The 23772-nt window shown below is 37.8% G+C and carries 23 protein-coding genes; 8 read left to right on the top strand and 15 right to left on the bottom strand.

Annotation, left to right across the window (positions count from 1 at the left end; genetic code table 11):
- The first annotated feature begins 11 nt into the window (after window positions 1–11).
- The gene (locus tag BLR53_RS03010) at window positions 12–860 is read left to right on the top strand and encodes an AraC family transcriptional regulator (protein ID WP_074587016.1); all 849 of its coding nucleotides are present in this window, start codon (window positions 12–14) and stop codon (window positions 858–860) included.
- Between the two features lie 10 nt (window positions 861–870).
- Here the strand turns inward: BLR53_RS03010 and BLR53_RS03015 are convergent, their stop codons facing one another.
- The gene (locus BLR53_RS03015) at window positions 871–1779 is read right to left on the bottom strand and encodes a helix-turn-helix domain-containing protein (protein WP_083331977.1); all 909 of its coding nucleotides are present in this window, start codon (window positions 1777–1779) and stop codon (window positions 871–873) included.
- 59 nt (window positions 1780–1838) lie between these two features.
- Window positions 1839–2720 carry a lysophospholipid acyltransferase family protein gene (locus tag BLR53_RS03020; RefSeq protein ID WP_074587019.1) on the bottom strand — a complete coding sequence of 294 codons (882 nt, stop codon included), beginning with the start codon at window positions 2718–2720 and terminating at the stop codon, window positions 1839–1841.
- A gap of 180 nt (window positions 2721–2900) precedes the next feature.
- Between BLR53_RS03020 and BLR53_RS03025 the strand changes: the two genes are divergently transcribed.
- Window positions 2901–3767 carry a HEPN domain-containing protein gene (locus BLR53_RS03025; RefSeq protein WP_037440092.1) on the top strand — a complete coding sequence of 289 codons (867 nt, stop codon included), beginning with the start codon at window positions 2901–2903 and terminating at the stop codon, window positions 3765–3767.
- On the opposite strand, the gene BLR53_RS03030 is transcribed toward BLR53_RS03025, so the two are convergent.
- Window positions 3768–4442, bottom strand: a complete 675-nt coding sequence (locus tag BLR53_RS03030) for a class I SAM-dependent methyltransferase (protein WP_081857496.1) — start codon at window positions 4440–4442, stop codon at window positions 3768–3770.
- Window positions 4443–4527: 85 nt separating this feature from the next.
- Window positions 4528–5697 carry an FAD-dependent oxidoreductase gene (locus BLR53_RS03035; protein ID WP_074587339.1) on the bottom strand — a complete coding sequence of 390 codons (1170 nt, stop codon included), beginning with the start codon at window positions 5695–5697 and terminating at the stop codon, window positions 4528–4530.
- 89 nt (window positions 5698–5786) lie between these two features.
- Between BLR53_RS03035 and BLR53_RS03040 the strand changes: the two genes are divergently transcribed.
- The 6 genes from BLR53_RS03040 (at window position 5787) to BLR53_RS03065 (ending at window position 12112) form a co-directional block, all read left to right on the top strand.
- On the top strand, window positions 5787–6758 hold the full coding sequence (locus BLR53_RS03040) for a helix-turn-helix domain-containing protein (RefSeq protein WP_074587021.1): 972 nt from the start codon (window positions 5787–5789) through the stop codon (window positions 6756–6758).
- A gap of 47 nt (window positions 6759–6805) precedes the next feature.
- Window positions 6806–7603 (top strand): leucine-rich repeat domain-containing protein, encoded by a 798-nt coding sequence (locus BLR53_RS03045; protein WP_074587023.1) that lies wholly within the window; start codon window positions 6806–6808, stop codon window positions 7601–7603.
- A gap of 16 nt (window positions 7604–7619) precedes the next feature.
- Complete coding sequence (locus BLR53_RS03050; protein ID WP_074587025.1) at window positions 7620–8666, top strand: hypothetical protein; 1047 nt, start codon at window positions 7620–7622, stop codon at window positions 8664–8666.
- A gap of 6 nt (window positions 8667–8672) precedes the next feature.
- On the top strand, window positions 8673–9236 hold the full coding sequence (locus BLR53_RS03055) for a LemA family protein (protein WP_074587027.1): 564 nt from the start codon (window positions 8673–8675) through the stop codon (window positions 9234–9236).
- Window positions 9220–9588 (top strand): hypothetical protein, encoded by a 369-nt coding sequence (locus tag BLR53_RS03060; protein WP_074587029.1) that lies wholly within the window; start codon window positions 9220–9222, stop codon window positions 9586–9588. The genes BLR53_RS03055 and BLR53_RS03060 overlap by 17 nt, the downstream gene beginning before the upstream one ends.
- A gap of 136 nt (window positions 9589–9724) precedes the next feature.
- The gene (locus BLR53_RS03065) at window positions 9725–12112 is read left to right on the top strand and encodes an ABC transporter permease (protein ID WP_074587344.1); all 2388 of its coding nucleotides are present in this window, start codon (window positions 9725–9727) and stop codon (window positions 12110–12112) included.
- Window positions 12113–12265: 153 nt separating this feature from the next.
- Here BLR53_RS03065 and BLR53_RS03070 read toward each other — a convergent pair whose 3' ends face one another.
- From BLR53_RS03070 to BLR53_RS03120, 11 genes are all read right to left on the bottom strand, one after another.
- Window positions 12266–13222 (bottom strand): SDR family oxidoreductase, encoded by a 957-nt coding sequence (locus BLR53_RS03070; protein ID WP_074587032.1) that lies wholly within the window; start codon window positions 13220–13222, stop codon window positions 12266–12268.
- A 47-nt stretch (window positions 13223–13269) separates the two neighbouring features.
- Complete coding sequence (locus tag BLR53_RS03075) at window positions 13270–14004, bottom strand: hypothetical protein (protein WP_037440107.1); 735 nt, start codon at window positions 14002–14004, stop codon at window positions 13270–13272.
- A gap of 100 nt (window positions 14005–14104) precedes the next feature.
- Window positions 14105–14848: a phosphatase PAP2 family protein gene (locus BLR53_RS03080; protein WP_074587035.1), complete on the bottom strand. Its 744-nt coding sequence runs from the start codon at window positions 14846–14848 to the stop codon at window positions 14105–14107.
- A 79-nt stretch (window positions 14849–14927) separates the two neighbouring features.
- A complete protein-coding gene (locus tag BLR53_RS03085) occupies window positions 14928–15692 on the bottom strand; it encodes an SDR family oxidoreductase (protein ID WP_074587037.1) in 765 nt (254 codons plus the stop codon).
- A 112-nt stretch (window positions 15693–15804) separates the two neighbouring features.
- Window positions 15805–16710: a helix-turn-helix domain-containing protein gene (locus tag BLR53_RS03090; protein ID WP_176763506.1), complete on the bottom strand. Its 906-nt coding sequence runs from the start codon at window positions 16708–16710 to the stop codon at window positions 15805–15807.
- Between the two features lie 144 nt (window positions 16711–16854).
- Window positions 16855–18492: a PepSY-associated TM helix domain-containing protein gene (locus tag BLR53_RS03095; protein ID WP_074587039.1), complete on the bottom strand. Its 1638-nt coding sequence runs from the start codon at window positions 18490–18492 to the stop codon at window positions 16855–16857.
- A gap of 8 nt (window positions 18493–18500) precedes the next feature.
- Window positions 18501–18782: a hypothetical protein gene (locus BLR53_RS03100; protein ID WP_074587041.1), complete on the bottom strand. Its 282-nt coding sequence runs from the start codon at window positions 18780–18782 to the stop codon at window positions 18501–18503.
- Window position 18783: 1 nt separating this feature from the next.
- A complete protein-coding gene (locus tag BLR53_RS03105; protein ID WP_074587043.1) occupies window positions 18784–19116 on the bottom strand; it encodes a hypothetical protein in 333 nt (110 codons plus the stop codon).
- Between the two features lie 70 nt (window positions 19117–19186).
- Window positions 19187–20407, bottom strand: a complete 1221-nt coding sequence (locus tag BLR53_RS03110) for a DUF4374 domain-containing protein (RefSeq protein ID WP_037440158.1) — start codon at window positions 20405–20407, stop codon at window positions 19187–19189.
- A gap of 58 nt (window positions 20408–20465) precedes the next feature.
- Window positions 20466–22928 (bottom strand): TonB-dependent receptor, encoded by a 2463-nt coding sequence (locus BLR53_RS03115; RefSeq protein ID WP_234797475.1) that lies wholly within the window; start codon window positions 22926–22928, stop codon window positions 20466–20468.
- 19 nt (window positions 22929–22947) lie between these two features.
- Window positions 22948–23661: a DUF4198 domain-containing protein gene (locus tag BLR53_RS03120; protein WP_074587048.1), complete on the bottom strand. Its 714-nt coding sequence runs from the start codon at window positions 23659–23661 to the stop codon at window positions 22948–22950.
- Between the last annotated feature and the right edge of the window lie 111 nt (window positions 23662–23772).

Here is a 23772-nt window from a genome sequence, read left to right on the forward strand (position 1 = left end):
CATTTGAATATATGAGGACACTGATACAGAAGATACACATTGAAGAATATAATTCTTTCGCCTGCCGCACCTACAAAACTCCTGACTTTGAGACTGCCTGGCACAAACATCTCGAATGTGAGCTTATATTGATAACCGCTGGAAATGGTACAGCTTTAATTGGTGATTATATTGGGGATTATAAAAAGGGCGATATCTTTTTCCTCAGTCCAGATCTACCACACTGGTTCCGCAAATCTAACCAGGAGACGGTTGGAAGCGCGATTGTTATTCATTTTAAGAAGGATTTCCTGGGACGTGTATTTTTGGACCTGCCAGAATTAAAAAACATATCCAAATATCTGGATAATAAAGACACCTGTATCCAACTGCAAAACGAACTTTTGATTTCAATTGAAGAACTAATCAGGAAACTAGAATATACTGAAGGAATTGACCGCCTGTTACTTTTAATTACTTGCCTTCAAATAATAAGTGTATCCCCCGAATACAAAATTATCACTAAGGCTTTTGACGCTATGACCGGGGGCGAAGAAAATTCAGTTATCGAAGAAATTATTGATTACTCGTTTAAACACTTCCTGAATCCTATCTCTTTACAGGAGATTGCCGGAATAACGAGCATGTCCATACCAACTTTCTGCCGGTTTTTTAAGAGAAATATTAAGAAGAGCTATTTTGAGTTCATCAAAGAAATTAGAATTGGTCATGCCTGTAAATTACTAAGGGAAACTAATAAACCAGTTTTAGATATTTGTTACGAAAGCGGATATAATAGCTGGGCTCATTTTAGCAAGCAGTTTAAAGACGTCAGCAGAATTACTCCTAGTCAGTACCGAAAACAGCATATTGAGGTTTAAAATGCTGTATTTAAACGAATGATTTCCTGGCTTCATTTGGTGAAACACCAGTTTTCTTTTTGAAGAAATTCGTGAAATATGGTGGGTACTCAAAACCCAGACTGTAAGCGATTTCTGAAATATTCCAGTTACTATGTTTTAATAGTGCCCACGCTTCCGTAATCAGCCTTGCAGCGATGTGGTCTGACGTTGTTTTTCCTGTAAACTCCTTTACCGCCCTATTCAGATGATTAACATGGACGGACAGATGAAGAGCATAGTCCTTGGGTGTTTTTATTTTAAGGTAGCTGCCGGGACTGTCGATCGGAAACTGACGCTCCATAAGTTCAATAAAGAGCGATGTGATCCGCTCTGCCGCATTGTGATGGCGTTGGTAATTACCAATGGGGTTTATCTTCATGGCCTCATGAATAAGCAACTGAAGCAGGTTACGTAAAACATCATACTTATGTGCATAGTCCGACTCCATCTCCTGCATCATCTTCCTGAAGATAACTGATATTTCATCTTGCTGTTCCTCATTAACAAAGAAAACAGGGTTACCACCAATTTTAAATAAAGCAGATTCATGCAAACTTCCCAGGCGTTCTGATGGCGTGAGAAATGCCTCACTAAATAAACAGAACCAACCAAGCTGCCCCTGTGCATCCCCCTCCCACGAATACGGGATGAGCGGATTAGAGAATAGTAAGGCAGGTTTATCTATTAAAACCCATCTGTCCGCAAAAAATAATCTTCCCTGGCCGATAAGAAGTGTTACTTTATAAAAATCACGCCTTCTGTAAGGTGTAACTATAGAGCAGTTTTCACGCGAGAAAACATTAAAATGTCCCGACCCGGTATTGTTCAGCGACAATCCATAAGGATTAGCCTGTGGTACTCTCTTATAAAAATCACCAATATTTTCTGAATTGACCATGTAACAAATTTATAAAATACAATCGGAAATAAGATTTTGGTAAAAACTACATATAATGATTAAACCATATCCTCCGGTTTAAATTTCCATCTTCTATGTGACCATAACCAATACTCGGGTTTTTCTTTGATGACCTCTTCCAGATACTTTACATGCGCGTGAGTAATCTCATACGTATTCGTTTCTTTCGGGTTTTTAAACATTGGTATAAACGTGCATTGGTAATATCCCCTACGAATTCTTCTGACATCACAAAACACGACAACACTATTCGTGAGTTTTGCCAGTTTCTCTACTCCGAGAAATACCGCTGTCTGCTGATTTAAAAAGTTAGTAAAATATTTTATTTCCGGCTTAGACGGGGTCTGATCTCCAACAAGGACAGTAATTGTACGTTCATTTTTATAGCTAATGAGTTTACGCATAGTACTCTTCATCTCTACTAAAGTTGCTCCGAACCTTGACCGCATCCGAATAACTATATTGTCGAAGAATTTATTACTTAAGGGCTTATACACAATAACACGCCGCTCAACGAATAGCTGACTGAATCGCAGGGCACCCATCTCCCAGTTGCCATAATGTCCCAATATGCCCAAAACACTTTGACCTCCAGCAAAATAATCTGTAATCAACTCCGCATTAGGAACATATACTCTTTTTTTTACTTCAGCTTCAGAAATAGTTAATAGTTTTAAACTCTCCACTATAAGGTCAGTCAGGTAACGATAGTATTTAATACGGATTGATGTCCGCTCCTTTTCTGTTTTTTCGGGAAAAGCGTAAAATAGATTTTCATCTACCACCTTACGTCTGTACCTGAAGATATAATAGAGTATTACAAATATAATATCAGCCATTATGTACAGCAACCAGAATGGTAGTAATGAAAGGAGATAGAAAAATCCAAACGTCACTACAGAAAAAAAATGTTTAATCATTTAAATAAAAATGTTGATTAAGCAAAAATAAAAACAGAAATAATATTTAATGATATTGAAACCAGATTTTACTTAACGTAAACAATCAATTTCAAATTTTTGAGACAATAGTTATAATGAAACATATAATCATATACTAAAACTGTTATTAAACAATAGCACCTTATTACATTAGCTATCATGAACGAAGCCATGATAATATCAAACAATACACTAGCAAAAGAGTTTAAGAATCTTATCCAATTAATTGCAGAAAAATATCAGCCTTATCAAATTATATTATTTGCCGAAAAAACCAAGTGGGAACAGGCAGAAAGTTGCTTTCAAAGAACCGACTTCGTGCAACGATTTGATTGCTGCCTGCTTATAATCACCCAAAATACCAGGCGTTCGCTTCATGATTGCCAGGAATTCTGTAATCTGCATTTCGAATTTGGAGATATAATAACTCTATGCCATGGGAAGCAGGCAGTTCAGGATGCGGTCTTTAGCTATAATAGTTTTTTTACTACTGTATTGAAAACAGGCAAAGTATTATATAGTATGGATGGAGCCCCTATTTCAGATATTAGTATACCTGATCAGCTTCCCCGGGATGTAGAAAACACAGAAATTCAATTTGAGAAAAGATATGCATTAGCTAACGCTTTCCTTTCAGGTGCTGAAACTTGCCTTAATAATGAGCAGTATGCAATTTGCACGTTCTTGCTACATCAGGTGGTTGAGCAATGCTGTATCGCGATGATTACCCTATTTATGCAATATCGCTCCGATATCCATCACCTTCATCGTCTGCTCAAACTATGCCGGTGCTTCTCAGACGATCCTTACGATCACTATCTGGCAAGTGGAGCGGAACGAAAAAAACTCTTCGATATATTGACCAGAAGTTATTCAAGGGCTCGTTATAGTGAAACATTCAGTGTAAAAAAAGAGGATGCAATAAACCTTTATAAATTAGGCCTTGACTTCACCGCGCTCACTAAAAAGCTATGCAAAAAGAAACTTGAAGCCCTTACCACCGAATTTACAATAGTTGAATGCTGATTATTCAGGTTTTTTTGCTTCCAGGATGTAGAATTCCCGTTCTACATCCATACCGGCATTACTTCTTATTTTTTCGGTAAAAGAGCTGAGATTTCCGAGTTCAAATCCAGCGCTTTTCAGGATATCAGAAACCTCTGACACGTGATAAAGCTTAAAATTATAAGCTGTAAAAGGTAGTTTTTCCATGAAATCGCGACTGGCAAATGTAAGATATAAATGTCCTCCAGATATCAGTACCCGGAGTATTTCCCTGGCATATGCGACAGGGTGTTGCCAGAAATATAGAGTATTAACGCTAAACACTTTGGTAAAGATTGCATCCTTAAAATTCAGAAAATCGCCATCTGATAATCCAAAGTCAGCTCTGCCTTGCTGAATAGGTAACTGATTAAGTTTAATCGCCTCATTAACCATCGTAGATGAAATATCGACCCCGTTATATCTCACAGTACCATTCAAACTTAATATTTCAGGCAGATGGCTTCCGTTACCGGGCCCAATCTCCAATATGATGTCATCCGGCCCTATTTTCAAAGATTGGATCGTTTGGCTAATCATATTACTGTTGCTTTGTGCCATCTGATCAGCAGTTTTTATACCATCATCTCCGCTTGGGCAATGCAACTGCCCGGCTAGTTTTTTAAACTTATTTCTTTCCTCAGATTCCGCCATCATACTCTAATTACTGTTCAAAAATAATGATTTCAATTTTCAAAGAAAAACAATCCTTACCTTTAAGAGTAAACGTTTAAACTAGTTATCAGGAGAGCACACCGGTCATAAATGGTATAGCTTCATCCGAATGTAGCATTGCTGTAGAGTCCATAGTTATCATCGCAACCTCAGCGGCTCTGGTTCGCATTTGTTTTTCATAAAATGCTATTGCAGTCTGCAAATCTTCAAAATCTTCGTTAACCAGACATTGGCTTAATTCCAACGCGTCAAGCATCGCCATGTTTACGCCTTCTCCTGCGTATGGTGGCATCAGGTGTGCTGCATCTCCAAGCATTGTGATATTGGCTCCAGCTTTCCAATTCTGGTCGAATGGCATACAATATTGTGGTCTTGGAATGAATAAATTTTCAGCACTGGTAATCATTCCGTCCCATATGCCACCCCAATCGCTATATTCTTCTTTAAACCATGAAAGCAGTTGTTCCCGATCTGTAAAATCCAAGCCACAAGTCTTTGTCCAGCATTCTGCGGCCTTAAAACCGAAATAAAATGCAGTGCTTCCATCACCTTTTGAACTCAAAATGATTGACTGATCGTTGCCAAATGCAAACACCTTACCTTCTTTTACCAGGGCATGAATATCCGGTGCTTTTTCTGCGGAATCATGGATCAAGCCTTCTATAACTGTAATCCCTGAATAAAACGGCTTAATTTCAGTCATATACGGGCGAATTTTTGAATTAGCTCCATCAGCACCGATGACAATATCTGCAAAAACTGTATTTCCATTTTTAAAGCTGATTTGCCAGCCGTCACCTGAAGGTTCCATATTTACAAATTGACAATTCCAGATAATAGTCTCCGGAGATAGTGAATTAATTAAAATATCCCTTAACGGGCCACGGTCTATTTCCGGGCGAAAATGCGCATGACCGAATGTAATTGTATCATCTTTCAACATGGTATGTTGATCTGTCAGGATATTCCCTTTCCTATCAACTATACGCAATAAATCTGCATTTGGACGATAGTTTTTTATAAATTCCTCCATTAGTCCTGCATCCTGCAATGCTTTTAAACCGGATTCATTATGCAGATCCAGGGTCGCTCCCTGCTGCCTCACATTCTTATCAAGGTCTCGTTCGTAAACTTTTACCATTACACCCTTCATCTGGAGAAGTCGGGCTAGTATCAAGCCCCCCGGACCACCGCCAATAATAGCAATACTTTTTCCTTTTGTCAATTTATTACTCATCGTTTCTATTTTACTAAACCAAAGGTCAGAAGACATAAACAATTAAAATAGCTATATTAAAGCGAAAAATAGTCCTAAACGACCAAAATATGATATTGGAATTTAAAGTCAATGGAGATGTCGGTTTATTGCAGGCGTTTGCTGACATGCTGGGTACGACGGTAAACGATGGAGTACTTACGATACCAGAAAATATGGGTTCCGGATATCTCAGAGGTATAGATCTAGGAAACCGGTTAAAAATAATGATCAGACTGTATCAGCTGAAAGACGACTTTACATTCAGAAGACTGGTAACCGGTAATGTCAACGAAATGGTTGTGCTGGCGTTTCACAATTTCTTTAGCCAAAAGCAGGGTGAACATCACTCTTCGCCATATATCCAAATCGCATCTGCCGGAATGGATTCAGAGATTTTTCTTCCTGCAAATTCAAAAGTTGACACGATAATTATTGCTGTCAAAAAAGATCTGCTGGAAGAATTGCTAAAGCCCGGTCCGGATGATGCCTTTCTGCAAAACATCATATCAGGACAGCAACCCTATATTTACGAGCAAATTATATCGCCCGAAATGCATTCAGTAGCAAACGGACTCATAAATGAACAGATACCGAAAGAACTACATCATTTTCACAGCAGACTTCAGGCGGAACAATTAATATATCTTTTATTTTCAGAACTGTTACGAAATCAGCGGGCTGCTGCATACCCGTTAAATGTAAATGATGTGAAGAATATATATAAAATCAGGAATCAAATAATTGCAGACCTAAATATCTCTCCGAATTTATCCACATTAGCTATTGCTGCAGGTATGAGTGAGAGTAAAATGAAAAGACTCTTCAAACAGATTTTTGGCAATAGCATTTACAGCTATTATCAATCTTTTCGGCTAAAAGAGGCCGCCTACCTAATCAGAGAGAAGAACATGTCCGTTTCCGAAGCAGGTTATAAAATGGGATTCTCCAATTTAAGTCACTTCACCAGGATATTCGAGAGATACATCGGACAAAAACCAAAAAAATATTCCACAACACAAGAATTTTTTAACTTAAAGTAGCCTAAAACAATGGCCCGGCTTAGTTTTTGTTAGTTTGAAAATTCTATATGACTACATCAGCTCTCCTCCTTCAAATTACCTCCGCGGGTTATTTATTTCTGATAATCTCATTGCTGTCTATTGGACTTGCAAAATTGTGGCTCGTAAAAAAGAAGAAATCGGGAAACGGCATTTTATTCCTCGTTTCCATACTTATTTGGTTTGCATTAATGTTGCCCGGTATGATTAGTCTCACATTCTTTGAAAATGGCAACACTCTTATACGAGCTGCAATTACTCTATTCTGGGTGTTAGCCGCAGGTCTTGGCTGGCTTTATAGCAGGTCTAAAAGAACTTTTTCTGCAATTTCCGTAATGATGTCGTTATTTGTCGGAATAGGTTTCCTAATGTTATTAGGCATGATGGGTGGAATGGGTTATTTTATCTACCTACGAATTTTTACTCATGAAAAAGACGATGCTCCTGTCTGGGCAGTCTTCCTTTGCATATTTTTTCTGGCTGTACTTTTATTAATTCTTTTGGGCAAGTTATTCGAAGGAAAATCCCGTAAAATTGATAAGACTGAATATAATAATCTACAGGAAGCACTACAATTTCCTGAACTCGTTTTTAATCTGGACTTGAGTGGACAGAATTTAAGGTCATTTCCCACACAAATTTTTAACTTCCCAAATCTCGCCGAATTAGACTTGAGCAATAATCAATTTACAACTCTTCCAACTGAGATTGGAAAAATGAAGAAACTGTCTAAAATAAGATTAACTAATAATCCACTTACTGACCAGGAAAGAGCCAATTTGCGCAGAAGTCTGCCGCAGGAACTTGAACTGATATTCCGAAATTAAAGCTGAAACAATATCTATGAACGAACTATTAAAATTCTTCAGCAGCCAGCAGATCGATACACCGGTCCTAATATTTCTTCTTATTTTCAGTGAGGGTATTGCATTATTTTACACATTGATTTTCAATGGATTATACAACATTGACATCCGTCCTAAATACCTATTTTTCATTACACATCCGCTTCTGGTTGTTATAGCGTATCTGGTCCGCCCTGGGTGGGCTTTACTAATTGTAAGTTTATTATTTGTATCAATCTTCTTAATCGGAGTAATTGGAATGGTCATTTCAATTTTCAGAAGTAGTAAGGAGAATAAAGAAACCGACAAGCGTTTTAATGATAAATATCAAACCCCGAAGAAGGGCAAATTTCAACGTTCGATCCAGTCGATAGGTGTGTTTGGATTTCTAATAATAGGGTTCTGGTTATATTCTGAAGGCAAATTATCATTATTGCTGCTCATCATACCGCTAATATTTATTCTCGATTCAATCTTTTTCCCAACTTCCAGAACACGCTTTTACAAATTACAGGCGATATTACCGACTTCAAAAATGAATGCTGTAGCAATGGGTTTGGTCGAAGTTGCCGGGGACCTTATTGAGTTAGAACCTTTAATCTCACCTCATTTTCAAACACCCTGTATAGGGTACTCCATTCGTATAGAACAGCGTAGGCGTGATAAAGATGGAAATACCACATGGAGTAATATATTTTCTGAACGAAAAACAAGTACTTTTAGAATCAAAGATGAAACCGGCTCTGTCTTAGTTAATGGCGATGGGCTCGATTACTATATACAGCGGGTAGACAAAGAAGTAGAAAGTGGTGATAAACGATATTATGAAACCTACCTTAAAAATGACGATTATCTTCTGCTGATTGGAAAGGCGACCAGTAATAACGGTGAAACGTTAATTCAGAAAGACGACCATCATGGGGTATTCGGGGTTGCATTTCCTCATGAGGTGGCCATTAAGAATAAGTTTACCCCTTTATACAAATCCTTTTTTACTACCTTATTTTTCATTACACTTATAATCATATATATCATTATATCTTAAGCAATTATGACTGCACAAAACATCGCATTAATAGTCGGATTATTACTCGTAATAATCGCCCTGAGTTTTTTCATCGGCATATTTAACAAGCTGGTCATGCTTAAAAACAATATCGAGAAAGCATTCATGAATATAGATGTGATTCTCAAGCAACGAGCCGATGAAATTCCCGAACTGGTAAAGGTCACTTCTGCTTATATGGAACACGAAAAATCTATGTTAACGAATCTAACCAGATTACGAACTGATTTCATGAATTCGACAACAATTGATGAAAAAATAGCAAATTCTAGTGAACTGGCTAAGGCAACCAAATCCTTATTCGCTGTTTCTGAAAATTACCCTGCGTTGTTGTCGAACAATAACTTTCTTGAACTTCAAAAGCGGATTTCACAAATGGAAGATAAAATAGCAGACAGACGAGAGTATTATAATGATAGTGTGAACCTTTATAATATCGGAATACAGGAGTTTCCAAATTTACTTTTGGCCGGATTACTAGGGTACCGTCAGAAGAATCTGTTTATCATTTCGCAGGAAGAAAAAGCTTACAATGGGATTCAACTTTAATCAGTTTTTCGGATATGAAAGTGGTATTAACCAACATCCTGAGCAGGTATTGATGTACGGTTTTGCAGCAATAATTTTTGGCGTTCTAGGCCTCACGTTTGTTGCGTTTATCCTCAGGAAAATAAAATTAATTGCAGTAATCGACCATCTGATAGCGCCACTGATTATATCCTTACTTGTATGTCTGGTAGTTGCGATATTACCGACATTGATCCTTTACCTGCTCGCCAGTAATATCAGTGGTGTAAAACTAATCTATTGCTGGATTACAATTTTCACTGGTATAACTTTTTTTTGCTTCTCAAATTACCAGACTATTAAAAATTGGGCAAATCATTGGACAAGAAAGTAACTGTACGAAATTGTTCATTTCTTGTCCGAAAATGTACAATAAAAAATGAACACTATACATAAACAGCTAATTATCAATTATTTAAAATAAGAATTGATAGTGGCATAGCTTTTAGATGATTAGAAAAAAACGTATTATGTTTCGATTGAATCTAAAAATTGCGTGGCGTCATCTCTGGAAAAACAAAACATATACCTTAATTAACATAACAGGTTTATCCATAGGCATAGCTGGCTGTATGCTTCTTTTTGTTTTCCTGAATTATCAGCTGAGTTTTGATAAAGGTCACAAAAATGGGGATAGGATCTACAGGTTTGTCACCCATTGGAACTATTCTGGCAATGAGGATTATTCAAAAGGAATCCCGTTACCGCTTGTTCAGGCAGTCAAAGACGAAATTTCCGGTTTGGATAAAGTCACCCCCGTGATCGGCAGAGGAGGAATTATATATATCAAAGATGAAAGTGGTAAGATAGTACTCAAAACACGGGAATCTGTGTATTATACCGATCCGGAATTCTTTGAAATATTCGATCTTCCTTTTAACGCCGGTAATCAAAAACTGGCGTTGTCCGAACCTAATACGGTCATTCTTTCAGAGAATATGGCAAAGAAATTTTATGGAAGCACTGACAACGCTATGGGTAAGAGCTTTCTTTTTGGTAAAATAAATCTGCTTGTTACCGGAGTATTTAAGGATATTCCTAAAAATAGCAGTTTGCCATTAGAGATCGTAATCAGCTATGAAACGTTTAACAGCAAAAAATTCATTAATTGGGATGGAGTCAATTCCGCGATGGAATGTTATGTTCTGTTGAAAAAAGGTTTAACCCCTGCTGATTTAGAAGCGCCAATCGCACGTTTTAATAAAAACCATTATCAAAACCAGCAAATTTTAGGAAATCAGGAAAATAAATTACAGTCGCTGGCTGATATTCATTTTAATGACAAGTATGGAAGTTTTGCAGAAAGCTCTATCACCAGAAAAGAAATTTACGGACTTAGTCTGATTGGTTTATTTTTAATACTCACCGCTTGTATCAACTTTATAAACCTTGCTACCGCACAAGCTGTTAACCGATCAAAAGAGGTCGGAGTTCGTAAAGTCATGGGCAGTGAAAGAAAACAGCTGGTTATCCAGTTCTTAACAGAAACATTTTCGATTACTTTGATCGCTTTATTAATCGCCTGTGTCATTACAGAACTAAGTCTACCTGCAATGGAGAATCTTTTCAAAGGCAAAGTCGAACTGAGCTTATTCAGTGATCCGATAATTTTCCTCTTCATGGCTGTATTGGTAATTACCATCAGCTTTTTAGCGGGCTTCTATCCTGCTGTTGTTATCTCAAATTTCAACCCTATTCTGGCAATAAAAAATAAGATTTCGATAAACTCTAATGGATTGAATCTGAGAAAAGTTGTTGTTATCTTCCAATTCTCTATAAGTATTATACTGATCATTGGTACGCTGGTTATCGTGAAGCAAATGAAATATTTACGAGAAAAACCATTAGGCTTCAACCCAGACGCAGTGGCTTTAGTCAATTTGCCTTCTGACAGTCTCAGTCAACTGAAATACAGTTCATTCAAAGAAAGACTACTAAAAATCGCAGGCATAGAAAATGTTAGTTTTTGTCAGGGTGCGCCTTTATCAAATGATATCACAACTTCCGATTTCAGTTATGACGGAAAGAAAAATCAGGATTTTGAACTTAGAAACTCCAAAGCAGATGAAAACTATATTGAATTATTCGGTTTAAAACTGATCGCAGGAAAAGTTTTTAAAAAAAGTGATACTATAAATGGCTGCGTGGTCAATGAAACATTCTTAAAAAAGATGAATATCTCAGATCCTGAACAGGCTATTGGAAAGGAATTGATTACCAATGGTTATAAAATGCCAATAACAGGCGTTGTGAAAGATTATAACGATCTCTCATTACAGCAGAATATTTCGCCTATCGCCATTTATCCTCAAAAAGGCGAATATTATACTGCGGCAATTAAAATGAATAGTCTGGAGTTAATGCAGAGCATGAAGGATATTGAATCTTTATGGAATGAAAACTATCCCAACTCAATCTACAATGTTAATCTTCTAAATGATGAAATGCAGAATTACTATGAAAATGAAAGAATTACAGGAATGATTTTCAATATATCTACAATGGTGATCCTTTCAATTTCTTTTATCGGCCTTTTCGGACTGATTTCTTTCGTTGCCGTGCAAAGAACTAAAGAAGTTGCGATCAGAAAAGTGCTGGGTGCATCTACAACCGAGTTGGTTAATATGCTGAATAGTTCATTTATGACGATGGTATTAATCGCCAATTTTCTTGCCTGGCCATTGGCGTATTTATTCGTTTCGCACTGGCTTTCAGGCTTTGCTTACCGGATACAGCTTAATATATGGCCATTTTGCTTTGCATCACTAATCTCCGCACTGATTACATTATTGACAATAAGTATCAAATCCTATCAAACAGCAAAAGGAAACCCGGTTAGGGCGTTGAAATACGAATAATGAGATTATGGAGCCTGCCACACAATCAAGCATTACGTTTTTGCTATCATGTGAAGCTGTCTCCTAAAAACAAGGCATCGAATTAGACGCGACTGATTCTATTCGTCTTCAAGGTTAAGAGTCAATGCCCTAATTACATTTCAGTTTAGCGTTTTATTTTTTGCGGAGCAACATTAGTCCAGCTGCAGAAAGCATCAATAATCCAGCTGCAATATATTTTCTATGTGCTTTTGGTTTTCCCGGGACACCCCACCCTCCATGTACCGCGTTTCCATATTTAACAGTATTAAAAACGTTCCCGTCAACCTTCTCTATGGGTTCTGAGCGGTTCAGATAAGTACTAATCACCTTAGCGGTAATTCTGCTGGTTAAAGCTGGAAATACAGCATAGGCATAGCGGAGTAAAATGGAAGCACTTCCTACCATAACTTCAGATTTTGGATGGGCTGCGAGTTCTGCTATCGCAATTGCAAGCCTTGCAGGATCATAAACAGGAGGTGCAGGCCGAATACTCTTGCCCGTATAATTTGCGGCATGCTGAATACCTGGTGTATCTAAAAATGCAGGATAGGCATCGCATATATGTATCCCGCTAAAGTTAACCAGCTCAGCGCGTAAGGACGCCGAAAACCCTCTCAGACCAAATTTACTTGCAGAATATCCAACACCATAAGGAACCGGCAGAAAGCCTCCGATAGAAATATTATTAATCAATACTCCCCGCTCCTGACTTTTAAAATATGGCAGTACTGCATGTGCTCCATGAATATATCCCATTAGATTAGTACGAATAACCTGGTCTAGCACTTCAACCGGAGTATCTTCAAAAGAACCTGCTGCCAGTACGCCGGCATTATTAATCCATATATCAATATTTCCACCGAAATCGGCAGCCGCTGAGGCCAGGTTTATCACATCTCCATAACTGGTTACATCTGTATACACACAAATAGCCGTTCCACCCATTGATTCACATTCTGCTTTAACTTCCTCAAGTTCATCGATGTTTCTGGACGCTAAAACCAGATTATCCTTTTGAAGAGCAAATTCATAAGCTATTGCTCTTCCTGCACCGCTAGAGGCACCCGTAATTACAACTGTTCTATACATAATTTGAATTTTATGTAAAACAGGTCCGGTATTAAATGGTTTTGGAATTAATGCACATAAAGCTTTTGTATCCCCTCTATGAAGTAACTAGTACGTCTGGTTGTTCCTGTATCTTTTCTTGTCACTTCCTGATCGGTCCCCTTAAGTTCTTGTTGCTGATATACTTCATAATGCCGGCTTAATTCGTTTCGTTTTCTCCACTTGAGGAAATCAAAACTATAATTCCGGCATTCTTCTGTGATTTTCTCCAGTTTTTTTAAAGGAATATATTGAACAATACTCTCCGGATGAACCTTCGCCCGAAATAGCACCTCATTTTTAATGATATTTCCAACCCCGCTGAATATCTTCTGATCCAGCAGTACATCACATATTTTCTTATTAGGATGTTTTTTCAGCTTTTCCAGTGCGCTTACTGCACTCCATTGCTCATTCATCACATCTGCTGTCCAGTCATACAATGTATCAAGGGGTACATCAATGCGTTGCACCGTACATACATAAAAATAAACACTGTCATCATTGAAATGAAGTGCCAATTTTGGATTCACTTTTTTGGGCTCATGAAACTGGTAGCTTCCAAATAATCCCAGGTGTATTCTGATGCTGAAATCACTAAAACAAATAAAAAAATTCTTTCCCCATGTTTTAAAATCCAGAATCTTCCGATGGGCAATTGCTTCCATATCCACATCAGCATAACCAGAAGCCTCAGCTACAACTTTATTTTTGAGATAAGACATCTTTTCTTTTAGAATAACAATAGACGGACCTTCAGGCATACTTAATTGAATTGATAAAGTAATACCTACAATCTTTTAAAGGGTGCATTTGTTTTCAAAATATTAGTTAATGGTTCTGTAAGTGTACCGATTATATAACTTACAACCTCGCATTAAAGGCCAAACCAAACGTGTGATTCTGATATGCAGGAATAAGATTATACTGCTGCGCCTTAGTTCCAACCACAAGTTTTTTAAGTTTAGGATAGATTATATAGGCGAGCTTAGTGGATATAATCCCTACACCTGCACCAGTGATCACATCACTTAACCAATGTTTATTATTATACATTCTTAGGACCCCGGTCGCGGTCGCTACTGTGTATCCTGCATATCCATACCAGGGAGAAACGTCTTTGTATTCCTGCATCAGAAACTCTGCGGCGGCAAATGCATTAGCAGTATGGCCAGATGGGAATGAATTAAAGCCACTGTGGTCCGGACGTTCCCGATTGGTCATACGCTTCACGGAAAAAACTGTTCCGCTCATAATCGCCTCTGAAAGCAAGTAAATACCGGTAGCATCTACCAACGAATGTTTACCCTTAATACCGGCCAGGTTAAGTCCATAGACGGCGACAGCGGGTGCAAATTGCAGATAATTATCTACATGAGCGGCAAATAAAGGATGGTCTTCCTGCAGCTCATTCCGCGTCGAAAAATCCAGATGACGGATGGGAGAATTACAGGAGAGTGATACCAGCCCATATCCGACTAGCACGGCAGGAATAATAAAAGAAGAAACTTTAGGCCGGTAAGCAAGTGAATCAATTACCTGTGCTTTGCCAATAACGGGGCAAAGAATGTAGAAAAGAAGAGATAAACACAGAAGTTTAATACGCATAAATACAAGATTTACCGCTAAACTATATGCCAATTATGGAGAAAATCTGTATTCTACTTCCGGCCCTTTGTCCCGTACTTTACAGATTCATACCACCAGAAACTTCAATACGCTGAGCATTAACCCATTTTGCATCTGCAGTACAAAGAAAAGCTACAACCCAACCAATATCATCTGCGCGCCCTACCCTGCCTAGTGCAGTAGCATTAGCCAGATATTGATTGACCTGTGTATTATCCCGTACAACTCCACCTCCGAAATCTGTCTCAATAGCTCCTGGAGCGACAACATTTACAGCGATACCTCTTTTACCCAACTCTTTAGCCATGTACTTTGAAAGCACCTCAATTGCTCCTTTCATGCTCGCGTATGCCGCTAGTCCGGATCCCACAAAGCGGGTTAATCCTGTTGAAATATTAATTATTCTACCACCATCATTAATCAGTGCGACCCCTTTTTGGGTGAGAAAGAATACACCCTTGAAATGAATAGCCGATAATAAGTCAAACTCATCTTCTGTGGTATCCAAAAAACCACCACCGAGCCCGACCCCCGCATTATTGATTAAAAAATCAAATTTTTCAGCCTGAAATTTATCTTGCAACTGAGATGATAACTCTACAAAAAAGGAGTCAAAGCTCTTTACATTGCCTGTATCCAGCTGGACTGCCAGTGCTTTCTGTCCATTCTTTTCAATCTCGGCTACGACGTCCTGCGCTTCGTCCTTTTTAGAATGGTATGTTAATATTATGTCTATTCCTTTTTTAGAAAGACTTATTGCCATGTCTTTGCCTAATCCACGGCTCCCACCAGTAATTAATGCGATTTTGTTTAAAACTGCCATTTGATATGAATTAATGATATTATAAACCCAAAAGTCGATATTTTACCACATTGCTGCTTGCAAACATCAATCCATTGTTTGCAAAATTCAAATTATCAAATTCAGGTTTAGATCAGGAACGAAATTCTACTGGAGACAGTTTGGTTTGTTTTCTAAAGAAATTGGAGAAATGTGCAATCTCTTCAAATCCAAGACAATAGCTTATTTCTGAAATGTTCCAGTCTGTTTGTCTAAGCAGTAATTTGGCCTCCCTGATTATCCGATCTGATATAATTTCGGTTGTCGTTTTTCCTGTCTGTTCCTTTAAAACTTTATTCAGGTGATTGACATGTACAGACAACCGGTCAGCATAAGCCTTAGCTGTGCGTAACTGGAGTTTCTGCCCGACTGATTCGATTGGGAACTGCCGCTCCAGGAGCTCTTCAAACAAAGAAGACACCCTTGCAGAGGCAGTATGCATTGGATATGAAGCAGATACTGGCTGTAATTTCTGACCATAATGAATCAGTTCCAAAATATAATTACGTAGCAAGTCAAATTTGAAAGTATAGGCTGATGATAACTCACCGATCATCTTTTTAAAGATCAGTGCAATTTCAACACTTCTTTCGGAAGAAACCTCGAAAACTGGGTACCCTCCCGCTTTAAATATGGGTAATTCGTCAATGGAAACACCATTGCGGCCTGGATTTAAGAAATCTTCCGTGAAAATACAGAAATAACCAGATTGGTCTGGCCCCATAGGAATCCAGTTATAGGGGATTTTAGGCGTAGCGAACAATAATGCGTATTGATCAATCTCGATTATTTTATCTGCATACTCAGCTGTATTTTTCCCGCAAATCAGGCTGATTTTATAATATGCACGGCGGTTATAAGGCATTTCGGGTTTACCTTTCATTTGAGCAATAAGCGCTTTAAGGTCGAACACATCGAAATGTCCGATTTCCTTGCTGTTCAAATCCGGTGCTCCGGCAGAAACATCCTTATAGAAATCATTTACCGATATTATTTTCATTTTGCCAGCTTAAATTCAAATGTAAAAAATAACGACTGAATACATACGATTAAAGCGAATCCTGAAATGTTGCAAAGAAAAAAGGTGTGAGCTCAATATACACCTATTGACCTCACACCTTACGAAATTATTAACAAGATATCTCTACGTAGTTTCAGCCTGTTTTTTCTGTCTCTGACGAATCTTATAAAAGCTGATAAAACCAATCACAGCCAGTGCAATACTAAAAACGTCGATAAAAAGAATATCTACGGCACCCGATGCATAGGTATTCCAGATCCAGTTACCCGTACAAATTCCATTCGCTATTGGAATACATAAACTGAATATACTTCCCAGTAAAATCGTTTCCCGGTTTGTGCGGTTCAGATCTTTACGAATAACATAATACATTCCAAGTATCAACCAACTATAGAAATAGAAATGGTAGATAAAGTCCTGATCCGCTGCGCCATTAACCTTTACTGCAACGAGGGTTAATGCAGTTACAGGAAACATAGCCAGGCAACCGGCCAAAAATATATTTGCAAGCCAGAAATTAAACTTACGCTTGTAGGCCGGAATATTATTTTTGTCTCTGGCAACTAGCCAGACAAGTATGCCGGAAATAATAACCACACATCCCATTATACCTAATACGAAGTAAATTATTTTCAATGCATACCCCCCATAATCTCCAAAATGCAATCTGTAAATCAGACTACGAACCTTGTCTACATACGTTACATCAGTCAAAGGTGACTTATGAAAGACTATCTGATCATTTTCTACCTTATAAATAATTTTACCGGTACCAGCAAAACTTTCCTTTTTATTTGCAGTACCTTCTATAATGATATGCATAGACGTATCACCATAGTTTTTAATGGAAACATTCTGAATGAAGGGGTCCTTCCATAACTTCTTAGTACGGTCTACATAAGAGTTCACATCTACTTTCTTATTCAGTGCATGATAAGAATAGTTGTATTCCCGTGAATCAGAATAACCTAGGTCCTGATACAGTTTATCTGCTTTTCCACCGTAAAAAATTGTGCTGAACGGCGTAATTATTACCACATTAAAAATCAGGATAATACCCGTTATAGCGTAAATAAACTGATATGGGAAGCCAATCACTCCCAATGCGGTATGTGCGTCGGTCCATACGGTCTTTACCTTTGACCAAGGCCGGAATATGAAAAAGTTAGATACAATTTTATCCCAGTGCAGCATTAAACCTGTAATCAAGGCAAACAAGAAGATAAATGAAACCACTCCCGCCAATAGATAACCAAAAGGGGTTCCTAGTCTAATAGGTACTGAATTTAGCTGTGCTAAAAAATGGAGTCTGTATAAAAACTCACCCATATCATAAGATTGCTGATAAGTTGAAGAATTGCCGTTGATGAAGTTGTATTTAAAATACGCACCATCCCCGCCTCTGCCACGACCTCTGCCTCTTCCTTTTCCAACTTCTTCAGCATGCTTTTTCTTCGGTACAAGTGTACTGTCTTTAGAGGCAGACATATCCACATAACTGTCAAAGGTATGTTGCTGAAAGTATAGTGAGATGTCCCTGCCGGTCAGATTATGTTTCTGATTTAAAGAGTCCAGAAGTTTATTGTAAACAACAGGCTGATTCTCGTGTGCGCTGTAGGAAGTATTACTTTGCCATGCTGAAATCTCTTTTTTAAAGAAGGAATAAGAGCCCGCAAAAAATATAACATAAAGCAGAGCACAGATTATAATACCGCTTATCGTATGGGTGTGAAAATAAATATTATACTTTCTGATATTCATGATTTAGATTATAATTTCAATAAAATTGGAAGAGCGAAAAGGACGGTTAGCAATATATAGTATAGCCATATTTTCCAAGCTTTTTCAGCTAAAAAAGCCAGTAATAAGAGAACCGCCCAAAGAATATATCCGGTAATTCCGGCAGTAATAACTACATCTTTAGGCTCAAAAATGTAACCGAACAAATGATGAAAGGATATCATAACTGCATATCCTCCGATTACACCAGCTGTGATTTTAAGAAACCTCTGGATAGGAGATTTAGTCAGGTATTTTTTATTAGCAGGCATATTAAAAGATAAAAAGTTCTAAACCGGCAAACAGCACGTATAAGATCACTACATGCTTAGTCGAGAGATAATGGAAAGGAAATAAAAGGACTATTAAACTACCCATGGCCATCAATATCACAATAAAGCCAAAAATTCCTGAAGCCAAACCATTTATACAGATCAGAATCAGGCAGGAGATTAACATCATTGAAAAACTTATAACTCTGGTCAGTAACGGTTGTGAGGCCATCTTAACCACCCAGTCAGTTTTCGTTTCCCATTTGCTTTTTTTGGAAAGATTATACAAGAGCAAAAAGGCAACAAAAAGCAGTAATACGATTGTAGTATACATAAGATTTAAATGATGATTAGCCCGCCAATTCACATCAGCGGGCTAATCAATTGAACAGAGAGATTAATTCTTATAATTTACTGATGGAAGTAATTGTACCGCCTTCAACTTTAAGTCCTTGCGTAGCAGTCGCTGTCACTGCATCAATTTTGTATACAAAGCTGCTTCCGTCTTTTAATGTTACCCCCATATAAGCCGTTCTGCCATCTTTAGGCGTAAAGTTATGATCAGTTACACTTCCGATCTTATCAAGGTCAGGCATACCGGTTACCGCTTTAAACGTTTTATTATTTACATTAACGATCCCTATATGAACGCCTGTATTATATGCGCCTTTTTCTGCGGCTGTAGTTGCATTCACTACAAAATTCCCACCACCAATGTAAATCCAGTTTGTTATGTTCATTCCACCAGATGCATCTTGAAAATTAAAGTAATAGTTTTGATCAAATTCTGTAGTACCAGCATTAATACGTGTAATTGCTGATGGCTTTTTAGAGCTAAATACACCTCCGGTAGTTGCCACAGAACTTGAAAATGCATAAGTATCTCCATTTTCTAATACGCCCAAGCCGTCCACGAAATATCTTCCGATGAAGCTGGTACGATTGTCTTTGATAATTTTTTCTAGTTTCATGCTCGGATAATCATAAACAGCTACCCAGGCACTGTCCGGATAATTTGTACCGAAGCCGTCTGCACAACAAGCCTTAATAGAAAAATATGGTGCAAACACCTTATTGTTAACTTGTTTTAACCAGGAGAAATGTGCTGTTTCGCCATTACCTGTTAAATTGGCGACATCTAACTGGCCTTCACTAGTAATTAGCAATTTATCTGTATCTACTTGGTACCAGTTTGCTTTGTTGCCATATGTTCTCGGAATTTTCACCAATAAAAGGTCATTATTTACCGGAGCAAATGCCTGAACCGTTTCAGTTTGGAAATTAGATAATTTAGATAATTTCCCGTTCTGAATATTATAGGTAGTTACAGCACCCGGGTTTCCCTGGCCATACAGCATGCTGAAAAATTTATTGTTTGTTGTCACATAATAACGAAACGTACCATCCTGCTCCAAACCATTTCCAGCAGTAGAAAGTGTACCGGATTCTAAGTTATCGGCTGTAAGCAAATAATCTGCGACTCCTGTTGAGGCGACCGGAGTAACTGTTAATATATAATTCCCTTTATTCTCTGATATTAGATCATTCGATTTATCTTTTGAACAAGAAGAAATTCCGGCTATAAGAGCCATTGCGTAACATGCATTTTTTAAAGTAGATTTCATTTTCATTTATTGTTATGGTGTTTGATGAGATTTGTATTGGTCTTGAGACCGTTGTTTATTAGGCAGTCTTGTTAATGAAGTATCTTAATTTGAGGTAGAATGCTCTGCTTGGTTTCTGTAAACTGAAATTATCATAAAGCAGGGCATCATTGAGGTTCTTACATTCAGCTGAAATGTTATAACGCCCATTTTTTAAGCTGTAAAGCAAATTGACATCATGTGATAATTGCTTAGGGATACCATATTTATCACCAGATGTACCTCTGCTGGGCCAGTATAAATAAAAGGCATGTACGTAAAGCAAATTGTACCCAAAACTTAGGTTATTGCCCTTTTTGCCTACATTTTTAAATGAAAAAGCAACGTCACCATTTCCATATAAGAAAGGAATATTAGGCATTCTGTCCTTATAAACAGGACTTAAAACCGGAGGATTTCCCTCATATTCCTGTTGATTTATAATATTCTGATAGGTTACATTTACACCGGCTGTAAGCCAGTCTTTAAAAGAATACCGGGCCTCTATATCGCCACCAAAATTGGTTACCCCGTCTCTGTTGCCAGCAACTAATTTGCTCTGGTTCTGGTTAAACTGGTAATAGATAAAGTTGCTTGCATTCCTATAAATCGCATTTGCTGATATGGAGAATCTGTTGACATCCTGCAATGAAAATGAGTACATTAAACCAACATTTACATTGTCACTAACTTCTGGCTTCAGATTCGAATTTCCTTCAAAATTTTCTACATCTCCGAATATCTCAGTAGCTTCAGGCATCCTGTTTGCTTTTTCATAAGATGCTTTCAGTTGAAGATTTCTATTGAAATTATAGCTGGTCGCCAATCCATAGCCAAATTGGCTTTGAGTAGTTGTCTGATTCAAATTTTGCTGCCCTACAATGGAATTCTGAATAATATATTTACTGAAAAGATTTAAACTCCAATGGTCTGCCGTATTAAACATATAGCCCAGCCCCAAAATGTTTTTATTTGTTTTCTGCTTCTGCTCATAGGCATTATTGGATGGGTTGATCTCATCAGAGCCCTTGCGGTCGAAAGTAGAAAACACGTTACTTAAAGCAAAAGAGTGATTGTCATTCAGCTTATAGTTTAGCATCGTTGTTGCTAAACCGGCGTTATTACCATATTTGTACATTGTTCTTGTTCTTTCAGAACCTTTACCCTCATACTGTTTGTAATTTCCAAACCAGTCATATCGCCGATAAGCCGTATCAATATTTTGTTCTTTACCGAAATTGTAATTCGCATTAAAATTCAGATCCAGACCTTTGATCAGATCCTTTTTCTGGTATTTTAACGTAGGCATTATCATATTACCACGACGGTGCCATTGTCCGAAAACAGAGACCATCCTGGCGCCGGTCTGAATCTCTTTATAGTTTTGCCCGAGCGTTACGCCAAATAATAATTTATCTGCAAAAGATTTGTCCACTACACCAACATTGGCAATTACAGTTTCGTTATGGTACTGATCGTGAAAGCGTTTTACCCTTGTTCCAGGAGAATATTGTCCAGTATTAATGTCAGACGCATCTACAGTAACTTTATAATTATTGTCAGAAAAATTCTGAAATGCATTTAATTGAACTGTAAATCCAGATTTGGAAGTTGCCGCAGCATTAATAACACTTCTATGCGTATTGAATGAACCAATAGAATAGGATACGTCTATATAATTACGAAAGCGGTCTCCGGTTACAATGTTAACAGCTCCACCCAGTGCATCTGCACCTAACCACATAGGTACGACTCCCTTATAAACCTCTATACGCTCGGCAATATTAATCGGGATATTATTAATCTGAAAAGAAGAACCGAAGTTATCCATGGGTACACCATCCAGAAAAAAACGAATATGGTTTCCAGAAAAACCATTTAGCGAAAGATTAAAGTTAGAACCCAAGCCTCCTGTTTCCCTGACACGGACACCTGCGACCCTGTCGAGTGCACCTGCAATATCCAGGGTAGAATTATGCATTTTAGTCGCATCTAATGCCGTCACATTGAAAGCCTGCCTGTTAACTTCAGTTACTTTTGTCCGGCCCACTACGTCAACATTCTTTAGTTCATGTGTGGTAGCATCCATTACAAATTCAATTCTGTTTTTTTGTTTTTCGCCAATAGTTATGGACTTACGAATAGGCTTAAAGCCGATATATACAATAGAAATCGTATAAGATTTGGGTATGATCTGATCAAAGGAAAACTCACCTTTATTATCTGTAACCCGAATATATTCTCCGATTTTAACAGTAGCACCAGGTATAGGTAAACCATCGTCCGAGCTTACCGTTCCTGAGAATTTTTGAGTTGCATTCTGCTGCGCAACTAACTGCTGATTATGAAATAAGATCAACAATATAACAAGTAATAATTGCTTAATTTGCATATAACTTTTAATGTCATTTAGGAGTTGACGCTTGTAAAAGCGTTGTACGACAGTTTCAGCTGTCTTACAGAATAGAGAGCCCCATGGTTTGAGATTGCCGTCTCTTTCCATGGGATCTTTGAATTAATATTTATAGCACATACATTACTGTTGTTGCACCCTGCCATGTACTTTCATAGGCGTTACCATGCAGCTCACCCTCTCCTTTTTTGAAATTAGTTGCTTCCAGAACATATTTCCCTTTCCAAATTGGTGAGAAAGTTATTTCACCCGCTTCATTTGCGGTGAATTCTTTAGCCCAGCCGTTTTCTGAAGTCACGATTACTTTACCCTTAGCTTGTGGAGCTCCGTCCATAAACACTTGTATTTTCGTTGGCGATGACACTTTAGCCTGCGTTTGAGAAGTAATAACTTTTAAAGAATTTTCGATATGATTGTGTCCGGATACAGCCGATTTACCAACGTTGACAGCAGCAACAGAAGAAAATTCATATTTAGTTTTACCCGCAATTTCCTTCGCATCGTGTACTACAGTCAGATAATATACGCCATCTGTTTCAGGTGTGAACTGCGCTACAAAGTGATCATCTTTTTGGCTAACAGTGACTTTTTCACGTTTCTGATCGGGACCTGTAAGCCATAATGTAAACTCTTTTACATCCGAATACCATTTATTAACTGGTTCGATCTCACCAGTAGCAAATTCACCATAAAAGATCTTAACTTCCTGGCTCTTTCCTTTCTGGCCATTTGAATTTGCTTCAATCCACAGGGCGTGCGCATAACTAGAGTTAGAAATAACCAGCATGACAGCCAGTACCAATAAGGTTTTAATTGTTTTCATAATATTATTTTATAATTTGTTCGCATTGTCAATTATGTCTCCTAAGGCTCTATCCTTATTTAGATTTAATATAAACAGCGCGAATATAGGATACATAATCCGATGTAGAAA

The sequence above is a fragment of the Pedobacter antarcticus genome (assembly GCF_900103515.1).
Classification (GTDB): domain Bacteria; phylum Bacteroidota; class Bacteroidia; order Sphingobacteriales; family Sphingobacteriaceae; genus Pedobacter; species Pedobacter antarcticus.